Source organism: Klebsiella sp. TF21-TM, assembly GCF_019753495.1.
GTDB classification, from domain to species: domain Bacteria; phylum Pseudomonadota; class Gammaproteobacteria; order Enterobacterales; family Enterobacteriaceae; genus Klebsiella; species Klebsiella quasipneumoniae.
The window spans coordinates 46,766-69,477 of the sequence record NZ_JAIJYL010000027.1 but is presented as its reverse complement, the minus strand read 5'-3'; the positions used below and the strand labels follow the sequence as shown (position 1 = coordinate 69,477).

The window sequence follows — 22,712 nt, the reverse complement described above, 5'->3', positions numbered from 1 at the left end:
GTTAAAACAATCCGATCCACGAACCCAGAATGCCCACCAGCGCCATTCCGCCGATAATAGAGAGCGGTTTAACCTTCCGCCCCAGCAGCCAGTAGACGATGCCGAAACTCACCAGCGGCAGCATGCAGGGCAGAATGTCGTTGATGATGTCCTGCACCTGAGTTTTGGCCTCCCCGGCCCCGAAGGAGACAGGGATGGTGATATCGATCATTGAGGCGGTCATCGCCCCGACCACCATCAGGCCGATAATCGACGCCCCGTAGGTCAGGCTCTCCATCATTCCGCTCTTCTGGATCCGCTGCAGCACCCCGGTGCCCAGCACGTAGCCCCAGCGGGTAAAGCACCAGCGCACCAGAATGTGCGGCACGTTAAACACCAGCAGAAACAGGATCGGCCCGAGAATATTGCCCTTTAGCGCCAGGCTGGTGCCGATGCCGGTGGCGATCAGGCGCAGCGTTCCCCAAAAGAAGGAGTCTCCCAGCCCGGCCAGCGGCCCCATCAGCGAGGCTTTGACGTTATCAATCGCGTTGGCATCCATATTTTTCTGCTGGCTGTTTTTCTCCTCCATCGCCGTCGTGATCCCCAGCAGCAGGGTGACGATATGCGGCGTGGTATTGAAGAACACCAGATGGCGTTTCAGCGCCCCGGCCAGCTCCTCTTTGCGCGGATAGAGCTTCTTCAGCACCGGGATCAGCGCGTAAACAAAGGCGAGATTCATCTGTCGCTCATAGTTCCACGAGAACTCCATCTGGAAGGAGCGCCAGAACACCCGGCGTAAATCACGCGGCGTAATTCGCGCTTCTTCCTGCTCCTGCGGCTGCAGGGTCTCTTCAGAAATCATCTTCGTCGTCATCGCTGACTCCTTGTTCTGTCGTGGTACGAGGTGCGCTCAATGCGGTGACATTAACCATCACCACCGCCACGATGGCGCCGAGAATGGCGATACCGGTCACCGGGATTTTCAAATAGGCCATCAGTACAAAGCCGAGGAAAAAGTACGGCGCCACCTTCTTGTTAATCAGCAACCTGGCGAGCATCGCGAAGCCGAGAGCCGGAATGATCCCGGTGGCCACGCTGAGTCCGTGTTTAATAAATTCCGGGATCGTATCGAGCAGGGATTTCACCGCGTTGCTGCCCACCAGGAATGAGACGGTCACCACCGTGGCAAGCATCAGCGACAGGCCGAATCCGGCAATCAGATGCATCCGCTCAATGCCGCGCGTATCCGCCCGTTCCGCATAGCCGTCCGCTTTCTGGCTGAGCAGCGGAATAAACATCCCCAGATAAACGTTTTTCAGGATCAGGGTCAGGGTGGCGATAGGCAGGCCGAGCAACAGCGCCGTTTCCGTGCCCGCGCCGGAGGTGATGGCGAACGCCACGCCGAGAATACCGCCGGTCACCACGTCGGGCGGGATCGAGGCGCCAACGGAGAACGAACCGATAAACGCCAGCTCCAGCGTCGCGCCCATAATGACGCCGGTCTGCACATCCCCCAGCACCAGACCGGTCAGTAGCCCGGTGACGATAGGCCGGGAAATCAGTGACGTCCCTAAGGCATATTCCGATTGCGCGATAAACGCCACCAGACCCAGTAAGAGAGCCTCTACCATAATCTGTCCTCCGGAATCACACGCATTCCGTAAAAAGCTGTTTGCGATCGTTCGGGACCTGGCGAATCTCCACCTCGACGCCTTTGCCCACCAGTTGTTGCAACTGCTCTATTTCCTCCGGCAATAAATTAATCGCCTTAGAGATATTTTTACTGCCCTCTTTGGCTTTAATTCCGCCGAGATTAATACTTTTAATTTCCTCGACGGCGCTGGCAATACGCCAGGCGTCATTGACCGATTCCACAACAATAAATAAATTATATTTATCGGTAACCCCGCTTTTTATCGCCTCAATTGAGTCATTTATATTTTTAATCACCAGCTTCACCGAGGGTGGTTTAGCTAGCTTAATGGTGGTTTTCCGCAGTTCATCCTCAGGGACACTGTCGTTGGCGATTAAAATGCAATCGGCGCCGACATATTGGGTCCAGGAAAAGGCTACCTGGCCGTGAAGTAATCGATGGTCAACCCTTAATAACGTAATCATCATGCATCCTCATTTCAGAAGTCTTTATCCATAGTCATCGCCCCGGCAATAGTCTGATTGCAGTACTGAATGCTCTCTTTGGCGTTGATTAATGCTTCAGAAATTAATTTTTCGGTATTCTCTTCCGCTGCAGAAATAAGCAGATCAATAATTAATGGTAGATTTAACCCGGACAATAAATGGAAGTGCGGGCGCGATAAAAAACGCACAAACTCATTATTCACGCTACCGGCGAAAATATCCGTAATCACTATCAGCTCATCCTGCGCCGGGAAACGCGCCAGCAGCGCCTCCACCTGCTGCGTCAGATCGACCTCCTCTTCCACATAGGCGCACAGAGTATGAATATCCGGCTGTTTACCGAGGATCAGCTCCACAGAGTTCAACAAACCGTTAGCAAAGGTGCCGTGGCTGGCAAAAATATAGTGTCGTTTCATCCTTACCTCGAAAGCGCATTCCACTGCTTTCTTAATTGCAACCGACGTGCCAGAAACAGTGGCGCGTCGGCTAACGTAAGGACAAAAGGGAGAGAAGCGTTAAAACTCTTGATCTTCCTGAATAAATTCCGTTTCCCGCGTCAGAATATCGTGAATGTAGTACAGTTCTACGGCGGGGATTTTGACACTATATCCGCTCTCTATGACACTAAAGGCCTCGCGCAGCGTCGCCAGCTCGCGCTCCGGACACTGCCTTCCCGCATAATGGGTTGGGGAAGCGTGGCGAATTAACCGCTCTATCAGACAGCTGATATGCACATACAGCGCCACTTTACGTTCGTTGGGCACCTCGTACCCGGCCAAATGCTCATAGCGCAGCAAAAACTGCTCAACCTGGTTGATCACCTTCGCGGTATCGAGGATCGTCACCGACTCGATCACCCGCCGCAGCGAGAAGTTTTTCAGGATCAGGTTGTTGATCTCGCTGACCTGCTCCGCTGTCGCCAGTTCGCCGAAGATACGCATTAGCGGGCGACTTCCCTCCCCCGAGATCAGCGAATCCAGCGAGATCCACGGGAGATCGGCAAGATGCGGATCGAGGGTGCCGACGATCGCCAGCACGTCGTAGCGGCTGAGCATCGGCTCCCGCCGCGCGGGGTCGGCCAGGGTCTCCACATCGCAGGCCACAATATCAACGCCGAGCGCTTCAGGGATGCTGGCTTTTAACAGCGCCGACAGGTTCGCCGCAGCGCCCAGGCCGGTGGCGCAGGTGGTCAAAATCGCCCGCGGTTTATCGGTCTGCGGGTAATAGAGCTGGTGCTCAACCGCCAGATCGTCGCCGATCTCGCGGACGATATCTTCCAGCATATCGCCGTGCAAAATCCGCTCCCCGACGTACATCGCCATGCCGGTGGAGACATTGTTAATAATCGCCACCGGCGTATTCAGGCGACGATTAAAATGGCTGTGAATAGCGTTCAGCGATCCCATATCGACCAGAATGATCAGCCCTGACGCCAGCGCGTGGCGCTCAATATACGCCATCACCTGATTAGCGATAGCCTCCGGCGTCACGTCGAGCGGCATGTCGAATGACTCAAACAGCGGGCTTTTCAGCAAGCGGTTCGCCACGCTGGCGATGCTGCTGGCGGTGGCGTAACCGTGAGCGAGAATAATCGCGCGGGTCACCTGCTGCTGGCTGATAGCGCCGTTTTTCTGGAACCACAGCACCAGCAACAGCAGGTCAATACGCCGGGGCTCAATATCCAGCTTCAGCGCCAGCGCGTCGAGGATCGCTTCGCAAAAGCGATACAGCAGCGGGAATTTGTTTGCCAGAAAATCCGCCAGCAGACGGATTTTCTCATTGCTCATCGTGGACGCCGCCTGACGGGAGCGATGGATCAGGTAGTGGCTCAGGGCGTAGAGACAGTTGCCGTTAAACTGGATATTGAAGCGTTTTTCCAGGCGATAATACTCCTCCCGCACCTGATGGGCGATCAGCAGCAACATCTGCGAGCTACTGGCATCCTGGTTATCAAAGATCAGCCGATCGAAGAGGGTTTCAATCTCCTCCCCCATGCTTCTTTGCGCCTCTTCCCAGACCGTTTTTTATTTAGCACTGCTTCATACAGCGCCAGAATCCGACACTGAACGTCATGGATCAGCCCCTGAACCGGATCGCGCGCCCGCAGCAGCCAGACCAGACTGGTCTGCGGCTCGATAAGCAGCGGCTCCTTCTGGCCCATGGCTTCACTGAGCGCCGGCGTCGCCGCCATGATATTTTCCGGCAGATCGTGCAGCGTCACGGTCAGCATCTCGCTGCCCGGAGACCTGGCCCAGGCCGATGCAACGGCGTACTTCACCACATTCTTCAGCTCGCCGACGTTGCCTCGATAAACGTACTGCGTCAGAACCTGCAAAAGCCGCGGCGTGAGCTGCAGCCTGGCGGCAAGCGTCCGCGCCTCCTGCCAGAAAAACTGCAGCGTTAGCGCCTCCTTCTCCTCGCGGCTACGCTGTTGAAGATCGGGCAAGCTGACCAGGATCGGAATACGACGAAGAAAGGTGGTCAGAAACGTGCTGTGAATATCTTCGGTGGTGGCAAACACCAGCCGCAGGGAAATCGGCAGGCCATGGGCGGTCTCTCCCACCCGGTAGATCTCCTTGCGGTCCAGCCAGGTGAAGAGCTTCTCCTGCCCCTGAGCATCCAGTCGATGGACCTCGTCGAGAAACAGCATCCCGCCGTTTGCCGCCTCGAACGCCCCGGCTTTATCGCTCTGCGCGCCGGTAAACGCGCCTTTGACATAGCCAAACAGGTTGGCGGCCAGCAGCTCCGGGTTACTGGCATATTGCGCGCAGTTGAAGCTGACAAAGGGCGCATCGGGCGCCAGCAGGCCCTGGGCGATCGCGAACTCGTGCATCAGCTCCGCCATATAGCTTTTGCCGGTTCCGCTGTCGCCGACGATCAGTAGCGGCAGGCCGCCGTTGGGATAAAACAGCGCGGTTTTCATCTGCTCGATCGGTTTACGCAGGCTGCCATCATGCCCGGTCAGCAACGAAAAATGGTCCGCCTGTTCCGGCTGGCGGTCACTCTCCGCGAGCAGCTCCGCCATGCTGGCGTACTCGCTGCGGGAAAGGGGGAAGAACTGCTGGCAGAAGGCTTTTTTATGCAGAAAATAGACCGGCCGGGTGTTGATCTTCACCAGCACGTCCTGGGCGACCAGCTGATTGAGATAGTGGCTGGCGGTATTTCTTTGCATCGCGAAACGCTGAGCCAGCCAGCTGGCGGTAAAAACGTCGCTCAGGTTATCCGGATCGAAAAAATCGGTCTGATTTTGCAAAAAAGCCAACAGTTCCGTTTTACGCATTACATCCCCCTCGTCGCCATTACGAAGAGATATGATGCGGCAAAAGAGAGGCTTATCGACGCCCCGTGCTGTTTTTTGCGGCCCAGCGCACACTCCCGCCTAAGCGGACTTCGCTGCCGCACACTCCATCGTCATTTCATACTGCTGCAGCGATAGCGGCGCATATCCCGCCGCGGCAAACAGCGGCGTAAAGGTTTCCGGGACCGTCACCGACGTGCCGATCCCCGGGAACTGCAGCGCCAGCGCCATCAGCAGCGCTTGCGCCAGCCCCTGGCGACGGGCGGCGGGTTCCACCCATAAAAACTGCAGTACAGGCCGTGAGCCCGAGGTGCTCAGTACCGCGAAGGCGCGCTGTTCCAGGGTCACGACGCGGCATGGCAGGGTGGCGAAGGTAAGCGGATCCATCAGCCAGGGGAGCTGACTGTTACTCTCCTCAACGGCGCGTCGAAGCAGTGCCAGGATCGGATAAGGCTGTAACACGCCAGGCGCCGCAGCCAGAGGCTCTGCGCTCAGGTAGCCGCAGAGCCCATAGCGCCGCGTAAAGCCTAACGACTGATACAGCGCGACGGCCGCGTGGTTATCGCGGATCACCTCCAGGGAAACCGTCTCGATCTCCTGCTGCTGCAGAAACGTCAGCAGCTCCTGCATCAATTTCCGCCCAAGACCTTTGCCGCGCCAGGCCGGGCGCAGGGCAAAGGCCGCCAGGCGAGCCATATTCCCCCGACGCGCGACGATCGCGATCGCCGCCGGTTCATCTCCGGCCAGCCAGACGCGGGAATCGATCAGGCTCATCCCCTCGGCGCTAAAGCGCTGAACAAATCCCTCCACCGACTGGGTCACCGGTACCAGATAGGCTTCAAAACAGGCGTTAAGAATATCCGTTAACTGCACGCTGCTGAACTGCGTGGCGGGAACGGCGGTCAGCTCCATATTTTTCTCCCGAAGGCTGCTATGCTCAGGTGATGAAAACTAACACTATAACTGCCGGCGCCGGATTACGCCTGACCGAGGAGAGTGATATCGCCCTTCTGCCGGCCATTGAACGTTCCGCCGCTCAGGCATTTCGTCAGATCCCCGCTCTCGCCTGGCTGGCGGACAGCGAGGTGATTAGCGTTGCGCGCCATCATGATTATCTGGAAACGGAACATAGTCTGCTGGCGGTGGCCGCCGGGCAGCCGGTTGGTTTTATTCTTACCGAACCGCTCGACGATGCCTTATTTATCGCCGAAATCGCCGTCCACCAGGCCTGGCAGCATCAGGGCATCGGGCGGATGCTGCTGGAGCAGGTTATCGAGCGCGCCCGGCAAATGGCTTACCCGGCGGTGACCCTCACCACCTTCCGCGAAGTGCCGTGGAATGCGCCGTTTTATACCCGCCTGGGATTCGCCATACTCGATGAGCTGACCCTGCCCGCCGGGCTGGCGGCGAAAAGAGAACAGGAGACCCGGCACGGACTGCCGCCGGAGACGCGCTGCGCCATGCGCCTGGCGTTGTAGACGCCAGCGCTGAATTTAGCGGCGATATATGGTACAAAGTACCAATCAAAACTTACCTGTTGCTACCCGTATGTCCTGGTCAATTGATATTATTTCCTGTATTACCGATCGCTTTGTGGAGCTCACGGCGACCGAAAAGCGCATCGCGCAGTTTATTCTCGATGATGTCGCGGCGGCGGCGGAGCTACCCATCGCCGAGATAGCGCGTCTGACTCAGACCAGCCAGGCGTCGGTCACCCGTTTTGCCCGGGCGCTCGGCTGTAAAGACGTCCGTGAGCTGAAGATGAAGCTTGCGCAATCCCTTGCGGTCGGCCAGCGGTTTATCCTCGATGTTCCGGACCTCGAAGGCGTACAGGGGATCTATGAGTCAATCATCAGCGTGCTGGAGACCAATCGCCGGGCGCTGGATATCGAGGCGTTGAAGCGTGCGGTGAGCTGGTTGAGTGCAGCGCGGCAGATCCTCGCCCTTGGAATGGGCGGCGGGTCAACCATCTGCGCTCAGGAGATTCAATATCGCCTGTTTCGTCTTGGTCTTCCGGTCGTCAGTCAGAGCGACGGTCTGCTGGTACGCATGATGAGCTCGGCGGTGACGCCGCAGGATGTGGTGATTGTGCTGTCTCTGGGCGGCTATACCCCGGAGATTATCGAGAGCGCGGCGATTGCCAGCCAGTACGGCGCGAAGGTCATTGCGATTACCCCCGCCGGGACGCCGCTGGCTGAGCAGGCGGATCTGGTGCTGCCGCTGCTGGTGCGGGAAAACGACTATATCTTCAAGCCCAGCACTTCGCGTTATGCGATGCTGGCGATGGTCGATGTGCTGGCCACCGAACTGGCGATGGCCAACAAAACTCAGGCAAAAGGCAAATTACGTCGTATTAAGCTGGCCCTCGACAGCCACCGCGGCGGCGTCGATCGACAGCCTCTTGGCGACTAGCCACCGGCAGCGGCGATAAACCTCTCCGCCTGCAGGCGGGTACGTTCCACGGCCTGTCCGGCGCGATACAGATCGCTGCCCAGACCGGCTCCGGCGCACCCAGCCCGCATCCAGGTTGCCAGATTCTCCGGTGTCACGCCGCCCACCGCCAGCACCGGCACCTCCGACGGCAGCACCGCTTTCAACGCCCGAATGTAGTCCGGACCGAAAGCAGAAGACGGAAATATCTTCAGCCACTGCGCCCCGGCATCCAGCGCGTTAAACGCCTCAGTCGCGGTGGCGCATCCGGCACAAACCTGCATTCCGTGCGCCACTGCCTGACGGATCACCGCAGGCTGGGTATTCGGCGTCACAATAAGCTTCGCCCCGGCCTCAGCGAGAAAATCGACCTGTTCCACGCGCAGTACCGTTCCCGCGCCTATCATCGCCTGCTCGCCAAACCGCGCAACCATCTGCGGAATACTCTGCTGCCAGTCTGGCGAATTGAGCGGGATTTCGATATAGCGAAAGCCTGCATTGATTAGCGTCTCAATATGATCTGCCGCCTCAGCGGGTTGAATGCCGCGTAAAATCGCCACCAGCTTAATCTTGTTCATGCATTATCCTCGCCATGCCAGCCAGCAATGCCTCATCGCCACTGCAGCTGTTAACCGTCATTCCGCGCGCCTTCATCGCCCGACCGTAGCGGGCATTCAGCGCCGGGTCGCCAACCAGCGTGACGGCAGAAGCACGGAAACGCTGCCCCAGGGTCGCTACCTCCGCGCCAATCAGCAGCCCGGAGAGATAATCGCTGACCGAGCTCGCCGCCAGACCGCCCAGCACCCGGGCGGCCCTGGCGACAAACAGTTCGCTAATCAGCGACGGCTGCGCCAGCCCTTTTTCCAGCCCCCGTTCAAACGCCGCCTCGTCCGGCTGCTGGGCAGGCAGCCCTTTGCCGATCAGCGATTGCGACATCAGCAGATGATGCAGTTCGCCGGTCATCGCCGTGGCAAAATAACGCACCGCGCCGCCCGCCACCTGGACCCATTTGCAGTGGGTGCCCGGCAGCACGTAACACTCCGCCGGCACCAGCTGGCAGGCCCCCAGCAGCTGCGTCTCTTCGCCGCGCATCACGTTGAAATCCCGGTCCTGTTCAATCTTGAGGCCGGGAATAATCCACACGCCTTCAGCAACGGCGCATAACTGCCGCCCAGGCGCGTCGATCGCCGCCGGACAGTCCAGATACGGCACCGCCTGCCAGCCCGCGTCGCTGCCGATCATCCCGGCCATCAGCACCGGCAGCGCCTGTGCGCCGCGCCAGGGGGCCAAATGCTCCGCGAATACATCGGCAGGCGATCGTCCGTTCAGGCGGGTAATACCCAGCGGCAGCTGCTTCGTTTCGACGCACTGGCCGTTGCGAATCAGCCAGCCGCGCAGCTGGGTAGAGCCCCAGTCGACGGCAATATAATCCTTCATTGTGCTTCTCCTGAGATCTGCACCGCCGTCTTCGCCGGGATCGCCTCCCCTTCCCGCTCCTGGGTAATCATTTCCAGCGCCTGCTGACGGCTGATTTTGCTGGCTGGCGTCATGACGGTGACAAAAATAGCGGAAACAAAGCTGCCAACGACCGACGGAATGCACGGATTGCCCCAGTAAGCCAGCCAGTCGGCCTTAACCAGAACCACAATAGACACCAGCATGCCGCTCAGCAGCGCGGTGAGCGCCCCCTGCCAGTTAAAGCGCAGCCAGAAGCGGCCGAGAATGGAACAGACGAAGAGCCCGGACATCAGCATGGAGATCATTTTGGTGATATAGCTGATGATATCGTTCGAGGTCAGGGCGAAGATCATCGCCAGGCCGATGACGAACGCCAGCATCCAGCGAGAGAGCGTTATCGCCTTATGCGCCGGCGGCATTTTTCCGGTAACGAGGGTATAGACATCCCGCATCATGATGGCCACGGCGGCTATCGCATCGGAGCTGGCCGAAGACATGGTGGCGGAAAGTCCGGCAATCAGGACCACCAGCCCGAGGATCGCCGGTAAGAAGCTGGTGGCGAACAGGAAGGCGTAGTTACTGTTCTCAAGATTGGGGTTCATCGTCCAGGCCGCCATGCCGATGATCGCCGGCAGCACCGAGAAAAACAGATACAGCACGCCGGTATAGACAAACGAGCGCCGCACCGAAGAGACGTCTTTTCCCGAGTAAATACGCTGGCGATAGGAAGGGGTCGCCAGCACGCCGACGCCGATGACCATCGCCAGCGATAGCGCCGGAATGGTCCCCAACTTATCGACCGCAAACAGGCTCATCGCCTTGGGATCCATTGCCTGAACGATGGCATCCCATCCCCCGACGTGAACCACCGCCAGAATCGCCATCAGGATAAAACCGAAAAACAGAATTAATGCCTGAATGGTGTCTGTCCACACCACAGCAGAATAACCGCCGATAATGACGTAAATCGCAAACGCCATGGCAATAATAATTTTTGCCACCGTCAGATTAATTCCTGTCGCCCAGGCTAAATACATACTCCCGCCAAGAATATGCGCCCCCAGCCAGCCAATTGAGGCAATAAATATCATTATCCCGACGAGGTTTTTAATTAAATGGCTGCCACCAGTGTAATAAGAAAGCTCTTCGCTCATGGTCATAAAGCGCAGCTTGCGCACCGGCGCAAACAGCCAGGCCACCAGTAAAATACCGATGGCGCCGCCCACGCCGTAGAGCATCCCGGCCCATCCATTGCTGTAGCCGAAGCCGACAGCGCCCATGCTTGAACCGGTTCCCACCATGGTCGCCACGGTAGACCCCAGCGTCAGGAACAGCGGCAAAGAACGGCCGCCGAGTAAAAAATCCTCACCGCTTTTTTGATGACGGGACACGTACCAGCCAAGCCAAATCATGGCCAACGCGTAAATAATAAAGCCGACTAAAAAGACATGACTATTCATAATTCACATCCTGCCAGTTAATTTTGTAAAGGTAAAAGGCTACGAAGCGCTGAATTATTTCAGCGCTCAAAATGACTGTTTATATTTCTGGTTACTAACTTTTTATGCGCGAGAAGCGTTATAACAGGTCACATCCACTTCGACTTTACAATCCACCACCAGGTCCGCTACGCAGCAGATGCGGGCAGGCGGGTTGTCGCCAAAGAACTCGCGGAAGACTTTATTGAAAGACTGAAAATAGCGCGCATCGGTGAGGATCACTTTAACATGCACCACGTCGGCCAGGGTGTAGCCCGCTTCGGTCATGATATCTACGCAGTTCTGAATCGCCAGACGCGACTGGTCGGCAATCCCGCCTTCCACCACTTCCCCGTCCTTCATCGGCGTCTGGCCGGAGACGTACAGCCAGCCTCCCGCTTCCACCGCCCGCGCGAACGGCAGGTGCTGCCCGCCGGTACCGGTACCGCCCTCTATGCCATAACGTTTAATACTCATTTTTCACTCCTCAGTTCATTCGGCGGCGCAGGAAACGCCCCGCGCGCCCGATAATCTTTTTGTCGCTGCCGTAGCTCATCACGCCGTTAACCATCACCGCCTCAATACCGTCCGCCGGACGTTTCGGGTCGGAGAAACTGGCGACATCGCGCACCGTCAGCGGGTCAAACAGCACCAGGTCGGCGTAATAGCCCACTTTTACCAGCCCACGATCCGCCAGCTGGAAGCGCGCCGACGACAGCCCGGTCATTTTGTGGATCGCGGTAGTCAGCGGAAACAGGCGTTCATCGCGGCAGTAGTGGCCCAGGACCCGCGGAAACGCGCCCCACAGCCGCGGATGCGGCATCGGGTCGTTCGGCAGCCCATCGGAGCCAATCATGGTCACCGGATAACCCAGCACCCGCCGTACGTCCTGCTCGTCCATGTTGTAATAAATAGCGCCTGCCGGCATCAGCCGCGCCGCGGCGTCGTGCAGGCTCACCTGCCATTCATCGGCGATCTGCTGCAGCGTTTTTCCGGCCTGCTCGGGCTGTGCTTCCGACCAGGTGATGACGATATCGAACTCATCGGTGACCTGCTTCATATCCAGCGTCGACGAGCTGGCGGAATAGGGGTAACAGTCGCAGGCGATCTCCTGGCGCTGGCGCATCTCATCGAAGAAAGCCAGCGTCTCCTTCGTGCGACCCCAGTTTTTCGCGCCGGCGCACTTATGGTGCGAGACCACCACCGGCACGTTGCCGTGGCGACCAATACGGAACGCCTCGTCGAGCGCCTCCAGAATCGGCTCGAACTCCGAACGCAGGTGGGTGGTGTAAATTCCCCCCTCTGCCGTCAACTCCTCAGCGAGCGCCATCACTTCTTCGGTGGTCGACTGGAAGGCGCTGGCGTAGGCAAGTCCCGTGCTCAGTCCTAAAGCGCCCTGCCGCAGCGCATCGCGCAACTGTATGCGCATGCCGGCGATTTCCGTCTCGCTCGCCGGGCGGAACAGGTCATCCATATGGTTATTACGCAGCGCGGTGTGCCCAATCAGCGTCCCGACGTTAAGCGAGGGTCGCGCCGCCTCTACCGCATGGGCATAGGCTTCGACGGTGGGATAGATAAAGTGCTGTCGTTCGCCGAGAAGATTCATCGGGTCCGGCACCTCGCCGCGCATGGTGGCGGTTGCCGCGCTGATCCCACAGTTGCCGACGATCACGGTTGTCACCCCCTGGCTGAGCTTAGGCAGATACTCCGGCATGCGGATGACGTTGATATCGTCATGGGTGTGAACATCGATAAAGCCAGGCGCCAGTACCCGCCCTTGACCATCTATCTCCTGCTCCGCCGCGACGTCAAGCGCCGGAGCGATAGCCATTATTCGGTCGCCCTTCACCGCCACATCAGCACGGTATTGCGGCCCGCCGCTCCCGTCGATCACCGTGACGTTTTTGAAAAGCCAGTCAACTTTCATAGCAATTACTCCCTTTCGACATACCGACAAGTTAACCATTTACAAGTGCAAAAAACAGTGGAAAACTACGCAAAAACCAGATCATTTTGTGATACTTTTATTCAAAAGAAACAATAATTATTAATTAAAATCATTATTATCAAATAATTATAACTGATACCCAGCAACTCACCGATTATAAACCCTGAAAGGAAAGTGTTATGAAATACCATTCAGCACCGCTCATTCCGCACAAATCCGCCCTCATGTCCGCGCCGGCTAATCTGCTGGCGGAAGAGGTCTGTCTACCCGCCGCGCTGCTAAAAAAGTCGGCGCTGGAAAATAATATTTCATGGATGCAGCGTTACGCCGACGCCCGCGGCGTGTCGCTGGCGCCGCATGGCAAAACGACAATGACGCCATGGATATTTCAGGCGCAGCAGCGAGCGGGAGCGTGGGGGATTGGCGTGGGCAGCGCCTGGCAGGCCAGCGCGGCGATGGCCAGCGGCATCCAGCGCGTCCTGATGGTCAATCAGCTGGTCGGTAAGGCCAATATGCAGGTGGTCGCGCAGCTAAAAGCCCACTACCGGGCAGTGGATTTTATCTGCTGCGTCGATAGCGAGGCCAACGTGCGCGCCCTCTCCGCGTTCTTCGCCGCCCAGGGGCAAACGCTGGATGTGCTGATTGAACTTGGCGTGCCGGGCGGGCGCTGCGGCTGTCGTAGCGTGGATGACGCGCTGGCATTGGCGCAGCGGGTCAGCGACCTGCCGGGGCTACGGCTACGCGGTCTGGAATTGTATGAAGGGGTCCTGCACGGCGACGATCCGCAACCGCAGGTGGAAGCGCTATTACAACAGGCTGCAGCGCTAGCCTGCCGCATGGAGCCGCTGGTTGACGGCGAATTTATTCTCACCGGCGCGGGCACCGTCTGGTATGACGTGGTGTGCAACATCTGGCTGGCGGCGGCAAAACCGCGCCGCTGCCGTATCGTCATTCGCCCTGGCTGTTATATCACCCACGATCGCGGGATCTACGATCTCGCCCAACAAGCGCTGATCGCCCGCGATCCGATTGCCTGCGATCTCGCCGGCGATCTCACTTCAGCGCTGGAGCTGATGGCAATGGTGCAATCGGTGCCGGAGGCAGATCGTGCGGTGGTGAATTTCGGCAAGCGCGACTGCGCTTTCGACGCCGGGCTGCCGCAGCCGATCGCCCATTATCGTCACGGCAGGGAGTTAGCGCTGCGCGCTGAGTCGATCGTCAGCATCGGCATCATGGATCAGCACTGTATGCTGCGCCTGGCGCCAGGCAGCGATGTGCAGGTCGGCGATATTCTGCTGTTCGGCACCTCGCACCCCTGTCTGACCTTTGATAAGTGGAAGACGTTGCTGCTGGTCGATGACGACTACAACGTGCTGGACGAGCTCGACACGCTGTTTTGACAGGCATCCCGGGTGGCGGCGCTTCGCGCCTTACCCGGGCTACACAATCCGCGACGTTCGGTAGCCCGGCTAAACGTAGCGCAAGCCGGGGGATGCCCCGGTGGCGGCGCTTCGCGCCTTGCCCGGGCTACACAACCCGCGACGTTCGGTAGCCCGGCTAAGCGTAGCGCAAGCCGGGGGATGTCCCGGGGGACGGCAATTCGCGCCTTACCCGCCCTGGCGCAAGGCGCAAATCTCATCATGCAATGAACGGCTGATGGCGACCCCCTGCCGCTCACTCTGCTGGCGGCAGGCGAAACGCCGCTCGCCCGGCAGCCGCGCGCCCTGATCCTGCATCGCATTGAACAGCGTTTCGGCGCGCGCCAGCTGCTCCTGTGCCTGCGCGCCGAGAAAACGCTGCGGATCCAGCGCCAGAATCAGTTCTCCGCCGTAGGGTAAACCGCCCGCGCCGTTATCCCACGCCAGCGATTCGGAGCTGGTCATATCGCCGATAAGCGGCCCGGCCAGCAGCTCAACCATTGCCGCCAGCGCCGAGCCCTTATGGCCGCCGAAGGTTAACATCGCGCCGTTCAGTACCTCTGTGGCATCGGTAGTCGGCTGCCCCTGGCTGTCGATTCCCCACCCTTCCGGTAGCGCTTTGCCGGCGCGCTGATGCAGCTGGATCTCGCCGCGCGCCGCGGCGCTGGTCGCCATATCAACAATAAACGGCGGCTCCTCCCGCCGCGGCCAGCCAAAGGCGATAGGGTTGGTGCCGAACAGCGGACGGGTGCCGCCCGCCGGGGCGACCCAGGCATGGCTTGGCGTACAGGCCAGCCCCACCAGCCCTGCCTCAGTCAACGGTTCAATATCGGCAAACAACGCGGAAAAATGGACGCAGCGGTTAATCGCCAGCGCCGCAATACCGCTGTGCCGCGCTTTCTCCAGCAGCAGCGGCAGCGCGCGTTCGTAGGCCAGCAGCGAAAAGGCGCCCCCGGCATCCGCCCGCACAATCGCCGGCGCCTGGTCGTGGATCTGCGGCTCGGCATCAGGCGAAACCTTACCTTTACGCAAGGTATCGACAATGCCCAACAGCCGCCACAGGCCGTGGGAAGCGCAGCCGTCGCGCTCCCCGGCAGCCACGTTACGGGCGATGGCCGCCGCGTGGTCGGCGCTGAATCCATTGGCGCTGAGCACCGCCAGCGCCAGGTCATAAGCTTCTGGTAACGATAGAGTTACCGACCCCATACTGTTCTCCTTTACTCTTCTTCGTCTCCGCTAAAATTAGCCTGCGGCAGACAGCTGCGCGCGCCCCAGTAATAAATCCCCAGCGACATCGCCGCCACCAGCACCGTATCCCAGGGGTGACCAATAACATTAAGCCCGCCGAAGCTGCCCAGCCAGGAAAAGAGGATAATCAACGCATAAAAAGCGATCAGCCACAGCGAAGACTTCACCTGCTGCGCCAGGCTCACGGTATGTTCCGGCACCTTGCCTTTGCACACCACATACACCACAAACATCACGATCTGCAGCCCCAGCAGCCACGAGAGCGTATTCCAGCCGGACCAGTAGACGATCAGCGCCGAGACCATAAACGACACCGGGCCGATGATGCCGAAGGCGCGCACGCGGAACGGCCGCGGCAGATCCGGGGCGTTGCGGCGCGGCGTCGAGCGGACTGTCGCCTGCGATCGGCTGGCTATCGGCTACGGGCTGGTGCCCAATATCGAGACGGAGCTGCTGTTCGGTTGCGCCACGGCGCAGGAGGCGATCCAGGTTAACCGCTGGCAGCAGACCAGCCTCGCGGATATTTACGCCGCCGGGGAGTACACCGGTTTCGGCGGGAGCGAGCGGGCGCTGGCGGAGGGCGAAATCGCCGGGTATGCCGCCGCCGGGGCCAGTCAGCAGGCCCAGGCGTTATTTGCCCGCCAGCGCCCGCTGGCTATATGGCTGGCCGCTGCCGCAGCCGAGAGAGCCGCTGTCTCCCGCCCGTGCGGAAACGCTTATTGCCCTCGCCAGGCTGAGCGCCGAGCCGTAACCGCTACTCTTCTTCATCACCGCGCCCGGCAGGGACGCCAAGCGCAATAAACTCCTCCAGCAGCGAGGTCAGTTGCTGCAGCTTTTCAGTAGTGAACTGAGCCTCCAGCAGGCGATAGGTTTCTTCCACCTCCGCCTGGGCGCTTTCGTACAGCGCGGTTCCGGCAGGCGTCAGCGAGACGTACAGCTTGCGCTGATCGTTAACCGGCTTCAGCCGCAGCACCAGTCCATCCCGCTCCATGCGCGTCAAAATCCCGGTCAGACTGGGGCGCAGAATACAGGCGCGAAAAGCCAGATCGTGAAAGTCCATTGACGGACGTTCGGCGAGGATACGCACGATCCGCCACTGCTGTTCGGTGAGATTGTGTCGTTTGACGATCGGTCGAAAGTAGGCCATCGCCGCTTCACGCGCCTGCAACAAGGCAATGGTTAATGAATCATGCATAGTATCCCCTCAACGGCCTCATCTAAAACTTATTAACAACTTAATAATTAGCTTTAATCCTGCCATGTACAACCGGTTTCTGCACCTGAAAAGTACCAGCCTTTCCCAGAAAAATATTCAACTATTTGATTAATAACGAATAAGTTATTGATATGTAAATATTGTGTTAATCCGATCACAAAACATTCACTTCCAGTTGCTAAACCTCATCGCAAAGCATAAAAGATGATCATTAATATATTAACGAAATCCCTTTGAACCGAAATCAGTCCCAGAGGAGTGGTGAATGAAAGGTACCATCTTCGCCGTTGCGCTCAATCATCGCAGCCAGCTCGACGCCTGGCGCGAGGCGTTTCAACAGGCCCCCTACAAAACGCCGCCGAAAACCGCGGTCTGGTTTATCAAGCCGCGCAATACCGTGATTGGCGATGGCGAGGCGATCCCCTATCCGCAGGGCGAAACCGTGCAAAGCGGCGCCACCGTGGCGCTGATTGTCGGCAAAACCGCGCGCAAGGTGGCGGCGGAAGAGGCAGCGAACTATATCGCCGGCTACGCGCTGGCGAACGACGTCAGCCTGCCGGAAGAGAGTTTTTATCGCCCGGCGATCAAGGCCAAGTGCCGCGATGGTTTCTGCCCCGTCGGCGCGCTGTCGCCGGTGCGCAACGTCGATAACCTGACCATCATCACCGAAATCAACGGCCGCGAAGCGGACAGCTGGCATACCGGCGATCTGCAGCGTAACGCCGCGCAGCTGCTGAGCGCCTTGAGCGAGTTCGCCACCCTCAATCCCGGCGACGCGATCCTCATCGGTACGCCCCACTCCCGCGTTACGCTGCGTCCCGGCGATCGCGTACGCATTCTCGCCGAGGGCTTCCCGGCGCTGGAAAACCCGGTTGTCGCAGAAGGAGAGCTGGCATGAAACAGGCACGTATTGAATGGCAGGGACAGGTACGCGATGCGGTGGTCGATGAACGCGACCAGGTGCGCCTGGACGATGGCACGGTATTGAAAGAAGGTGAATTCCGCTGGCTGCCGCCCGCCGACGGCACGCTGTTCGCGCTGGGGCTGAACTACGCCGACCACGCCAGCGAGCTGGCGTTTAAGCCGCCAACCGAGCCGCTGGTGTTTATCAAAGCGCCAAACACCTTTACTGGCCACCAGCAGCAGTCGGTACGCCCGGATAACGTGGAATACATGCACTACGAAGCCGAGCTGGTGGTGGTGATCGGTAAAACCGCCCGCCGCGTCAGCGAAGCCGAGGCCATGGACTATGTCGCCGGCTATACCGTCTGCAACGACTACGCGATCCGCGACTATCTGGAAAACTACTACCGGCCAAACCTGCGGGTGAAAAGCCGCGACACCCTGACGCCGATCGGCCCGTGGATCGTCGGCAAAGAGGCGATCCCGGATCCGCATAATCTGGCCCTGCGCACCTGGGTCAACGGCGAGCTGCGCCAGCAGGGCACCACCGCCGATCTGATCTTCAGCATCCCGTTTCTCATCGCTTACTTAAGCGAATTTATGACCCTGCAACCGGGCGACATGATCGCCACCGGCACGCCGAAAGGGCTGTCCGACGTGGTGCCAGGCGACGAGGTGATCGTTGAAGTCGAGGGCGTGGGCCGCCTGGTCAACCATATCATCAGCCAGCAAGCGTATGAGGAGACACTGTCATGAAAAAGATTAACCATTGGATCAACGGTAAAAACGTTGCCGGCGCAGACTATTTTCATACCACCAACCCGGCCACCGGCGAAGTGCTGGCGGAAGTCGCCGCCGGCGGTGAAGCCGAAGTCCATCAGGCGGTAGCGGCGGCGAAAGAGGCCTTCCCGAAGTGGGCTAACCTGCCGATGAAAGAGCGCGCGCGCCTGATGCGCCGCCTCGGGGATCTGATCGATCAGAACGTCCCGGAGATCGCGGCGATGGAAACCGCCGATACCGGTCTGCCTATCCACCAGACCAAAAACGTGCTGATCCCGCGCGCCTCCCACAATTTCGAGTTTTTCGCCGAAGTGTGCCAGCAGATGAACGGTAAGACCTATCCGGTCGACGACAAGATGCTGAACTACACCCTGGTGCAGCCGGTGGGCGTCTGCGCGCTGGTGTCGCCGTGGAACGTGCCGTTTATGACCGCCACCTGGAAGGTGGCGCCGTGCCTGGCGTTGGGGAATACCGCGGTGCTGAAGATGTCCGAGCTGTCGCCGCTGACCGCCGACCGTCTGGGCGAACTGGCGCTGGAAGCGGGTATTCCGGCGGGGGTACTGAACGTGGTGCAGGGCTACGGCGCGACGGCGGGCGATGCGCTGGTACGCCACCATGACGTGCGCGCGGTATCGTTTACCGGCGGTACCGCCACCGGGCGCAACATCATGAAAAATGCCGGTCTGAAAAAGTACTCCATGGAGCTGGGCGGCAAATCGCCGGTGCTGATTTTCGAAGACGCCGATATTGAGCGCGCCCTCGACGCCGCGCTGTTCACCATCTTCTCGATCAACGGCGAACGCTGCACCGCCGGCTCGCGCATTTTCATTCAGCAGAGCATCTACCCCGAGTTCGTTAAACGCTTCGCCGAGCGCGCTAACCGCCTGCGCGTCGGCGATCCAACCGACCCGAACACCCAGGTTGGCGCGCTGATTAGCCAGCAACATTGGGAGAAAGTCTCCGGCTATATCCGCCTCGGCATTGAAGAAGGGGCGACCCTGCTGGCCGGCGGCGCGGATAAACCGTCCGACCTGCCGGCGCATCTGAAAGCCGGCAATTTCCTGCGCCCGACGGTGCTGGCGGATGTCGACAACCGCATGCGCGTCGCGCAGGAAGAGATTTTTGGCCCGGTCGCCTGCCTGCTGCCGTTCAAAGACGAGGCGGAAGGGCTGCGCCTGGCGAACGATGTGGAATACGGCCTGGCGTCGTATATCTGGACCCAGGACGTCAGCAAAGTGCTGCGTCTGGCGCGCGGTATTGAAGCCGGGATGGTGTTCGTCAACACCCAGAACGTCCGCGACCTGCGTCAGCCGTTCGGCGGCGTGAAGGCCTCCGGCACCGGCCGCGAAGGCGGCGAGTACAGCTTTGAAGTGTTCGCCGAAATGAAAAACGTCTGCATCTCGATGGGCGACCATCCGATCCCGAAATGGGGAGTCTGATATGGGTAAGTTAGCGTTAGCAGCAAAAATCACTCACGTGCCGTCGATGTACCTGTCTGAGCTGCCGGGGAAAAACCACGGCTGCCGCCAGGGCGCTATCGACGGGCATAAAGAAATTGGCAAGCGCTGCCGGGAAATGGGCGTCGATACCATCATCGTGTTCGATACCCACTGGCTGGTCAACAGCGCCTACCACATCAACTGCGCCGACCATTTCCAGGGCGTCTACACCAGTAACGAACTGCCGCACTTTATTCGCGACATGACCTACGACTATGACGGCAACCCGGAGCTGGGTCAGCTCATCGCCGACGAGGCGGTGAAGCTCGGGGTGCGCGCCAAAGCGCACAATATTCCGAGCCTGAAGCTGGAGTACGGCACCCTGGTGCCGATGCGCTACATGAACAGCGATAAGCACTTCAAGGTGGTGTCCATTTCCGCCTTCTGTACCGTTCATGACTTTGCCGACAGCCGCAGGCTGGGCGAAGCGATCCTCAAAGCCATTGAGAAATATGACGGCACCGTGGCGGTGCTGGCCAGCGGCTCGCTGTCGCACCGCTTTATCGACGATCAGCGCGCCGAAGAGGGGATGAATAGCTACACCCGCGAGTTCGATCATCAGATGGATGAGCGGGTGGTGAAGCTGTGGCGCGAGGGCAAATTTAAAGAGTTCTGCACCATGCTGCCGGAGTACGCCGACTACTGCTACGGCGAAGGCAACATGCACGACACGGTGATGCTGCTTGGCCTGCTGGGCTGGGATAAATACGACGGCAAGGTGGAGTTTATCACCGAGCTGTTCGCCAGCTCCGGCACCGGCCAGGTTAACGCCGTGTTCCCGCTGCCGGCGCAGGCGTAAGGAGGCCCCATGCCACATTTTATCGCCGAATGTACCGACAACATCCGCGAGCAGGCCGATCTGCCTGGGCTGTTCGCCAAAGTCAACGAGGCGCTGGCCGCTACCGGCATCTTTCCGATCGGCGGGATCCGCAGCCGTGCCCACTGGCTGGATACCTGGCAGATGGCCGACGGCAGGCAGGATTACGCCTTTGTCCATATGACGCTGAAGATCGGTGCCGGGCGCAGCCTGGAGAGCCGTCAGGACGTGGGAGATATGCTGTTCGCGCTGATCAAATCCCACTTCGCGGCGCTGATGGAGAGCCGCTACCTGGCGCTGTCGTTCGCCATGGAAGAGCTCGATCCGACGCTGAACTACAAACAGAACAACGTGCACGTCTTATTTAAATAACGTGCAAATTGCCCGGTGGCGCTGCGCTTACCGGGCCTACAGCGGCCATGAATTTGTAGGCCGGATAAGCGAAGCGCCATCCGGCAATACAATGCCACAGGAATCACTATGCTCGATAAACAGACCCGAACCCTGATTGCCCAGCGGCTGAATCAGGCCGAAAAACAGCGTGAACAGATCCGCGCGATCTCGCTGGATTATCCGTCGATCACCATTGAGGACGCCTACGCCGTACAGCGCGAGTGGGTCGAGATGAAGATCGCCGAAGGCCGCGTACTCAAAGGCCACAAGATCGGCCTGACCTCAAAAGCCATGCAGGCCAGCTCGCAGATCAGCGAGCCGGACTACGGCGCGCTGCTTGACGATATGTTCTTCCACGACGGCAGCGATATCCCCACCGACCGCTTTATCGTTCCGCGTATCGAAGTCGAGCTGGCGTTCGTGCTGGCCAAACCGCTGCGCGGCCCGAACTGCACTCTGTTTGATGTCTACAACGCCACCGACTACGTGATCCCGGCGCTGGAGCTGATTGACGCCCGCTGCCACAACATCGACCCGGAAACCCAGCGCCCGCGTAAAGTGTTCGACACCATTTCCGATAACGCCGCCAACGCCGGGGTGATCCTCGGCGGCCGCCCGATCAAGCCCGACGAGCTGGATCTGCGCTGGATCTCCGCCCTGCTGTATCGCAACGGCGTGATTGAGGAGACCGGCGTCGCCGCGGCGGTGCTCAATCACCCGGCCAACGGCGTGGCCTGGCTGGCCAACAAACTGGCGCCGTACGATGTCCAGCTCGAAGCCGGGCAAATCATCCTCGGCGGCTCCTTCACCCGTCCGGTCCCGGCGCGCAAGGGCGATACCTTCCACGTCGACTACGGCAACATGGGCGCCATCAGCTGCCGCTTTGTCTGAGGAGAGCAACATGAACAACGCTTTTAAAGCGGCGCTTAAGGCCGGGCGCCCGCAAATCGGCCTGTGGCTGGGGCTGTGCAGTAGCTACAGCGCCGAACTGCTGGCCGGCGCCGGCTTCGACTGGCTGCTGATCGACGGCGAACACGCGCCCAACAATGTGCAAACGGTGCTGACCCAACTTCAGGCCATCGCCCCCTACCCCAGCCAGCCGGTGGTCCGCCCGTCGTGGAACGACCCGGTGCAGATCAAACAGCTGCTGGATATCGGCGCGCAAACCCTGCTGGTGCCCATGGTGCAGAACGCCGACGAAGCGCGGCTGGCGGTCAGAGCCACCCGCTACCCGCCCGCCGGCATTCGCGGCGTCGGCAGCGCGCTGGCCCGCGCCTCGCGCTGGAACCGGGTGCCGGATTATCTTCACCAGGCCAACGACGCCATGTGCGTCCTGGTACAGATTGAAACCCGCGAAGCGCTGAAAAATCTGCCGCAGATCCTCGATGTCGACGGGGTGGATGGCGTGTTTATCGGCCCGGCGGACCTCAGCGCCGATATGGGCCATGGCGGTAATCCGCAGCACCCGGAAGTGCAGGCCGCCATTGAACAGGCCATCCAGCAAATCCGTCAGGCCGGTAAGGCGCCGGGGATCCTGATGGCCAATGAAGCGCTGGCGAAGCGCTATCTCGAACTGGGCGCGCTGTTCGTCGCCGTCGGCGTCGATACCACCCTGCTGGCGCGCGGCGCAGAAGCGCTGGCGGCCCGTTTTACCCACACCGCAACGACCACAACCGATAACAATAAATCCGTCTATTGAACGGATAAT

At 59.5% G+C, this 22,712-nt stretch carries 23 protein-coding genes and 4 pseudogenes; 13 read left to right on the top strand and 14 right to left on the bottom strand.

What is annotated here, in order from left to right; genetic code table 11:
- Position 1: 1 nt before the first annotated feature.
- The 6 genes and pseudogenes from K5R89_RS21690 to K5R89_RS21665 form a co-directional block, all read right to left on the bottom strand.
- Positions 2–853: a PTS system mannose/fructose/sorbose family transporter subunit IID gene (locus K5R89_RS21690; protein WP_023291869.1), complete on the bottom strand. Its 852-nt coding sequence runs from the start codon at positions 851–853 to the stop codon at positions 2–4.
- The gene (locus K5R89_RS21685) at positions 831–1,610 is read right to left on the bottom strand and encodes a PTS mannose/fructose/sorbose/N-acetylgalactosamine transporter subunit IIC (RefSeq protein ID WP_023291868.1); all 780 of its coding nucleotides are present in this window, start codon (positions 1,608–1,610) and stop codon (positions 831–833) included. The genes K5R89_RS21690 and K5R89_RS21685 overlap by 23 nt, the downstream gene beginning before the upstream one ends.
- Positions 1,611–1,626: 16 nt before the next feature.
- Positions 1,627–2,097 carry a PTS sugar transporter subunit IIB gene (locus K5R89_RS21680; protein ID WP_023319678.1) on the bottom strand — a complete coding sequence of 157 codons (471 nt, stop codon included), beginning with the start codon at positions 2,095–2,097 and terminating at the stop codon, positions 1,627–1,629.
- A 14-nt stretch (positions 2,098–2,111) separates the two neighbouring features.
- A complete protein-coding gene (locus K5R89_RS21675) occupies positions 2,112–2,534 on the bottom strand; it encodes a PTS sugar transporter subunit IIA (protein WP_044525295.1) in 423 nt (140 codons plus the stop codon).
- 99 nt (positions 2,535–2,633) lie between these two features.
- Positions 2,634–5,398 (bottom strand): annotated as a pseudogene (locus K5R89_RS21670) (sigma 54-interacting transcriptional regulator).
- Between the two features lie 99 nt (positions 5,399–5,497).
- Positions 5,498–6,328, bottom strand: coding sequence for an N-acetyltransferase (locus K5R89_RS21665; protein ID WP_087827561.1), 831 nt, complete (start codon positions 6,326–6,328; stop codon positions 5,498–5,500).
- A gap of 32 nt (positions 6,329–6,360) precedes the next feature.
- On the opposite strand from K5R89_RS21665, the gene K5R89_RS21660 reads away from it, so the two are divergent.
- Together K5R89_RS21660 and K5R89_RS21655 are read left to right on the top strand one after the other, a co-directional pair.
- A complete protein-coding gene (locus K5R89_RS21660) occupies positions 6,361–6,894 on the top strand; it encodes a GNAT family N-acetyltransferase (protein ID WP_032454780.1) in 534 nt (177 codons plus the stop codon).
- Positions 6,895–6,964: 70 nt separating this feature from the next.
- Positions 6,965–7,828: a MurR/RpiR family transcriptional regulator gene (locus K5R89_RS21655; protein ID WP_032429092.1), complete on the top strand. Its 864-nt coding sequence runs from the start codon at positions 6,965–6,967 to the stop codon at positions 7,826–7,828.
- On the opposite strand, the gene K5R89_RS21650 is transcribed toward K5R89_RS21655, so the two are convergent.
- From K5R89_RS21650 to K5R89_RS21630, 5 genes are all read right to left on the bottom strand, one after another.
- Positions 7,825–8,424: a 2-dehydro-3-deoxy-6-phosphogalactonate aldolase gene (locus K5R89_RS21650; protein ID WP_023291861.1), complete on the bottom strand. Its 600-nt coding sequence runs from the start codon at positions 8,422–8,424 to the stop codon at positions 7,825–7,827. The genes K5R89_RS21655 and K5R89_RS21650 overlap by 4 nt on opposite strands.
- Complete coding sequence (locus K5R89_RS21645; RefSeq protein ID WP_050534043.1) at positions 8,411–9,283, bottom strand: 2-dehydro-3-deoxygalactonokinase; 873 nt, start codon at positions 9,281–9,283, stop codon at positions 8,411–8,413. Before K5R89_RS21645 ends, K5R89_RS21650 begins: the two co-directional genes overlap by 14 nt.
- Entirely contained in the window at positions 9,280–10,764 is a 1,485-nt protein-coding gene (locus tag K5R89_RS21640) for a sodium:solute symporter family protein (protein WP_023291859.1), read from the bottom strand. The genes K5R89_RS21645 and K5R89_RS21640 overlap by 4 nt, the downstream gene beginning before the upstream one ends.
- 102 nt (positions 10,765–10,866) lie before the next feature.
- Positions 10,867–11,259 carry a RidA family protein gene (locus K5R89_RS21635; protein WP_217259554.1) on the bottom strand — a complete coding sequence of 131 codons (393 nt, stop codon included), beginning with the start codon at positions 11,257–11,259 and terminating at the stop codon, positions 10,867–10,869.
- Positions 11,260–11,269: 10 nt separating this feature from the next.
- Entirely contained in the window at positions 11,270–12,709 is a 1,440-nt protein-coding gene (locus K5R89_RS21630) for an amidohydrolase family protein (protein ID WP_023291858.1), read from the bottom strand.
- Here K5R89_RS21630 and K5R89_RS21625 point away from each other — a divergent pair.
- The gene (locus tag K5R89_RS21625) at positions 12,687–12,833 is read left to right on the top strand and encodes a hypothetical protein (protein WP_048296605.1); all 147 of its coding nucleotides are present in this window, start codon (positions 12,687–12,689) and stop codon (positions 12,831–12,833) included. The genes K5R89_RS21630 and K5R89_RS21625 overlap by 23 nt on opposite strands.
- Positions 12,834–12,909: 76 nt before the next feature.
- Positions 12,910–14,130 carry an amino acid deaminase gene (locus K5R89_RS21620; RefSeq protein ID WP_214184091.1) on the top strand — a complete coding sequence of 407 codons (1,221 nt, stop codon included), beginning with the start codon at positions 12,910–12,912 and terminating at the stop codon, positions 14,128–14,130.
- A gap of 207 nt (positions 14,131–14,337) precedes the next feature.
- Here K5R89_RS21620 and K5R89_RS21615 read toward each other — a convergent pair whose 3' ends face one another.
- Entirely contained in the window at positions 14,338–15,354 is a 1,017-nt protein-coding gene (locus K5R89_RS21615; RefSeq protein ID WP_180263678.1) for an Ldh family oxidoreductase, read from the bottom strand.
- 11 nt (positions 15,355–15,365) lie between these two features.
- Positions 15,366–15,773: pseudogene (locus K5R89_RS21610) on the bottom strand (aspartate:proton symporter); the annotation flags it as partial.
- Here K5R89_RS21610 and K5R89_RS21605 point away from each other — a divergent pair.
- A pseudogene (locus tag K5R89_RS21605) lies at positions 15,769–16,147 on the top strand (FAD-dependent oxidoreductase); the annotation flags it as partial. The pseudogenes K5R89_RS21610 and K5R89_RS21605 overlap by 5 nt on opposite strands.
- A gap of 3 nt (positions 16,148–16,150) precedes the next feature.
- Here K5R89_RS21605 and hpaR read toward each other — a convergent pair.
- Positions 16,151–16,591, bottom strand: coding sequence for a homoprotocatechuate degradation operon regulator HpaR (hpaR, locus tag K5R89_RS21600; RefSeq protein WP_002887503.1), 441 nt, complete (start codon positions 16,589–16,591; stop codon positions 16,151–16,153).
- A gap of 64 nt (positions 16,592–16,655) precedes the next feature.
- Here hpaR and K5R89_RS21595 point away from each other — a divergent pair.
- The 8 genes and pseudogenes from K5R89_RS21595 (at position 16,656) to hpaI (ending at position 22,703) form a co-directional block, all read left to right on the top strand.
- Positions 16,656–16,820 (top strand): annotated as a pseudogene (locus K5R89_RS21595) (hypothetical protein).
- 57 nt (positions 16,821–16,877) lie between these two features.
- A complete protein-coding gene (locus K5R89_RS21590; protein ID WP_049014166.1) occupies positions 16,878–17,510 on the top strand; it encodes a fumarylacetoacetate hydrolase family protein in 633 nt (210 codons plus the stop codon).
- Positions 17,507–18,271 carry a fumarylacetoacetate hydrolase family protein gene (locus K5R89_RS21585; RefSeq protein WP_044525284.1) on the top strand — a complete coding sequence of 255 codons (765 nt, stop codon included), beginning with the start codon at positions 17,507–17,509 and terminating at the stop codon, positions 18,269–18,271. The genes K5R89_RS21590 and K5R89_RS21585 overlap by 4 nt, the downstream gene beginning before the upstream one ends.
- Positions 18,268–19,734: a 5-carboxymethyl-2-hydroxymuconate semialdehyde dehydrogenase gene (hpaE, locus tag K5R89_RS21580; RefSeq protein WP_023291851.1), complete on the top strand. Its 1,467-nt coding sequence runs from the start codon at positions 18,268–18,270 to the stop codon at positions 19,732–19,734. The genes K5R89_RS21585 and hpaE overlap by 4 nt, the downstream gene beginning before the upstream one ends.
- Position 19,735: 1 nt before the next feature.
- A complete protein-coding gene (hpaD, locus tag K5R89_RS21575) occupies positions 19,736–20,593 on the top strand; it encodes a 3,4-dihydroxyphenylacetate 2,3-dioxygenase (RefSeq protein ID WP_002887492.1) in 858 nt (285 codons plus the stop codon).
- 9 nt (positions 20,594–20,602) lie between these two features.
- Positions 20,603–20,983 carry a 5-carboxymethyl-2-hydroxymuconate Delta-isomerase gene (locus K5R89_RS21570; RefSeq protein ID WP_217259553.1) on the top strand — a complete coding sequence of 127 codons (381 nt, stop codon included), beginning with the start codon at positions 20,603–20,605 and terminating at the stop codon, positions 20,981–20,983.
- 108 nt (positions 20,984–21,091) lie between these two features.
- On the top strand, positions 21,092–21,895 hold the full coding sequence (gene hpaH / locus K5R89_RS21565) for a 2-oxo-hept-4-ene-1,7-dioate hydratase (RefSeq protein WP_217259552.1): 804 nt from the start codon (positions 21,092–21,094) through the stop codon (positions 21,893–21,895).
- A gap of 10 nt (positions 21,896–21,905) precedes the next feature.
- Entirely contained in the window at positions 21,906–22,703 is a 798-nt protein-coding gene (gene hpaI / locus K5R89_RS21560; protein ID WP_044525283.1) for a 4-hydroxy-2-oxoheptanedioate aldolase, read from the top strand.
- Positions 22,704–22,712 lie beyond the last annotated feature (9 nt).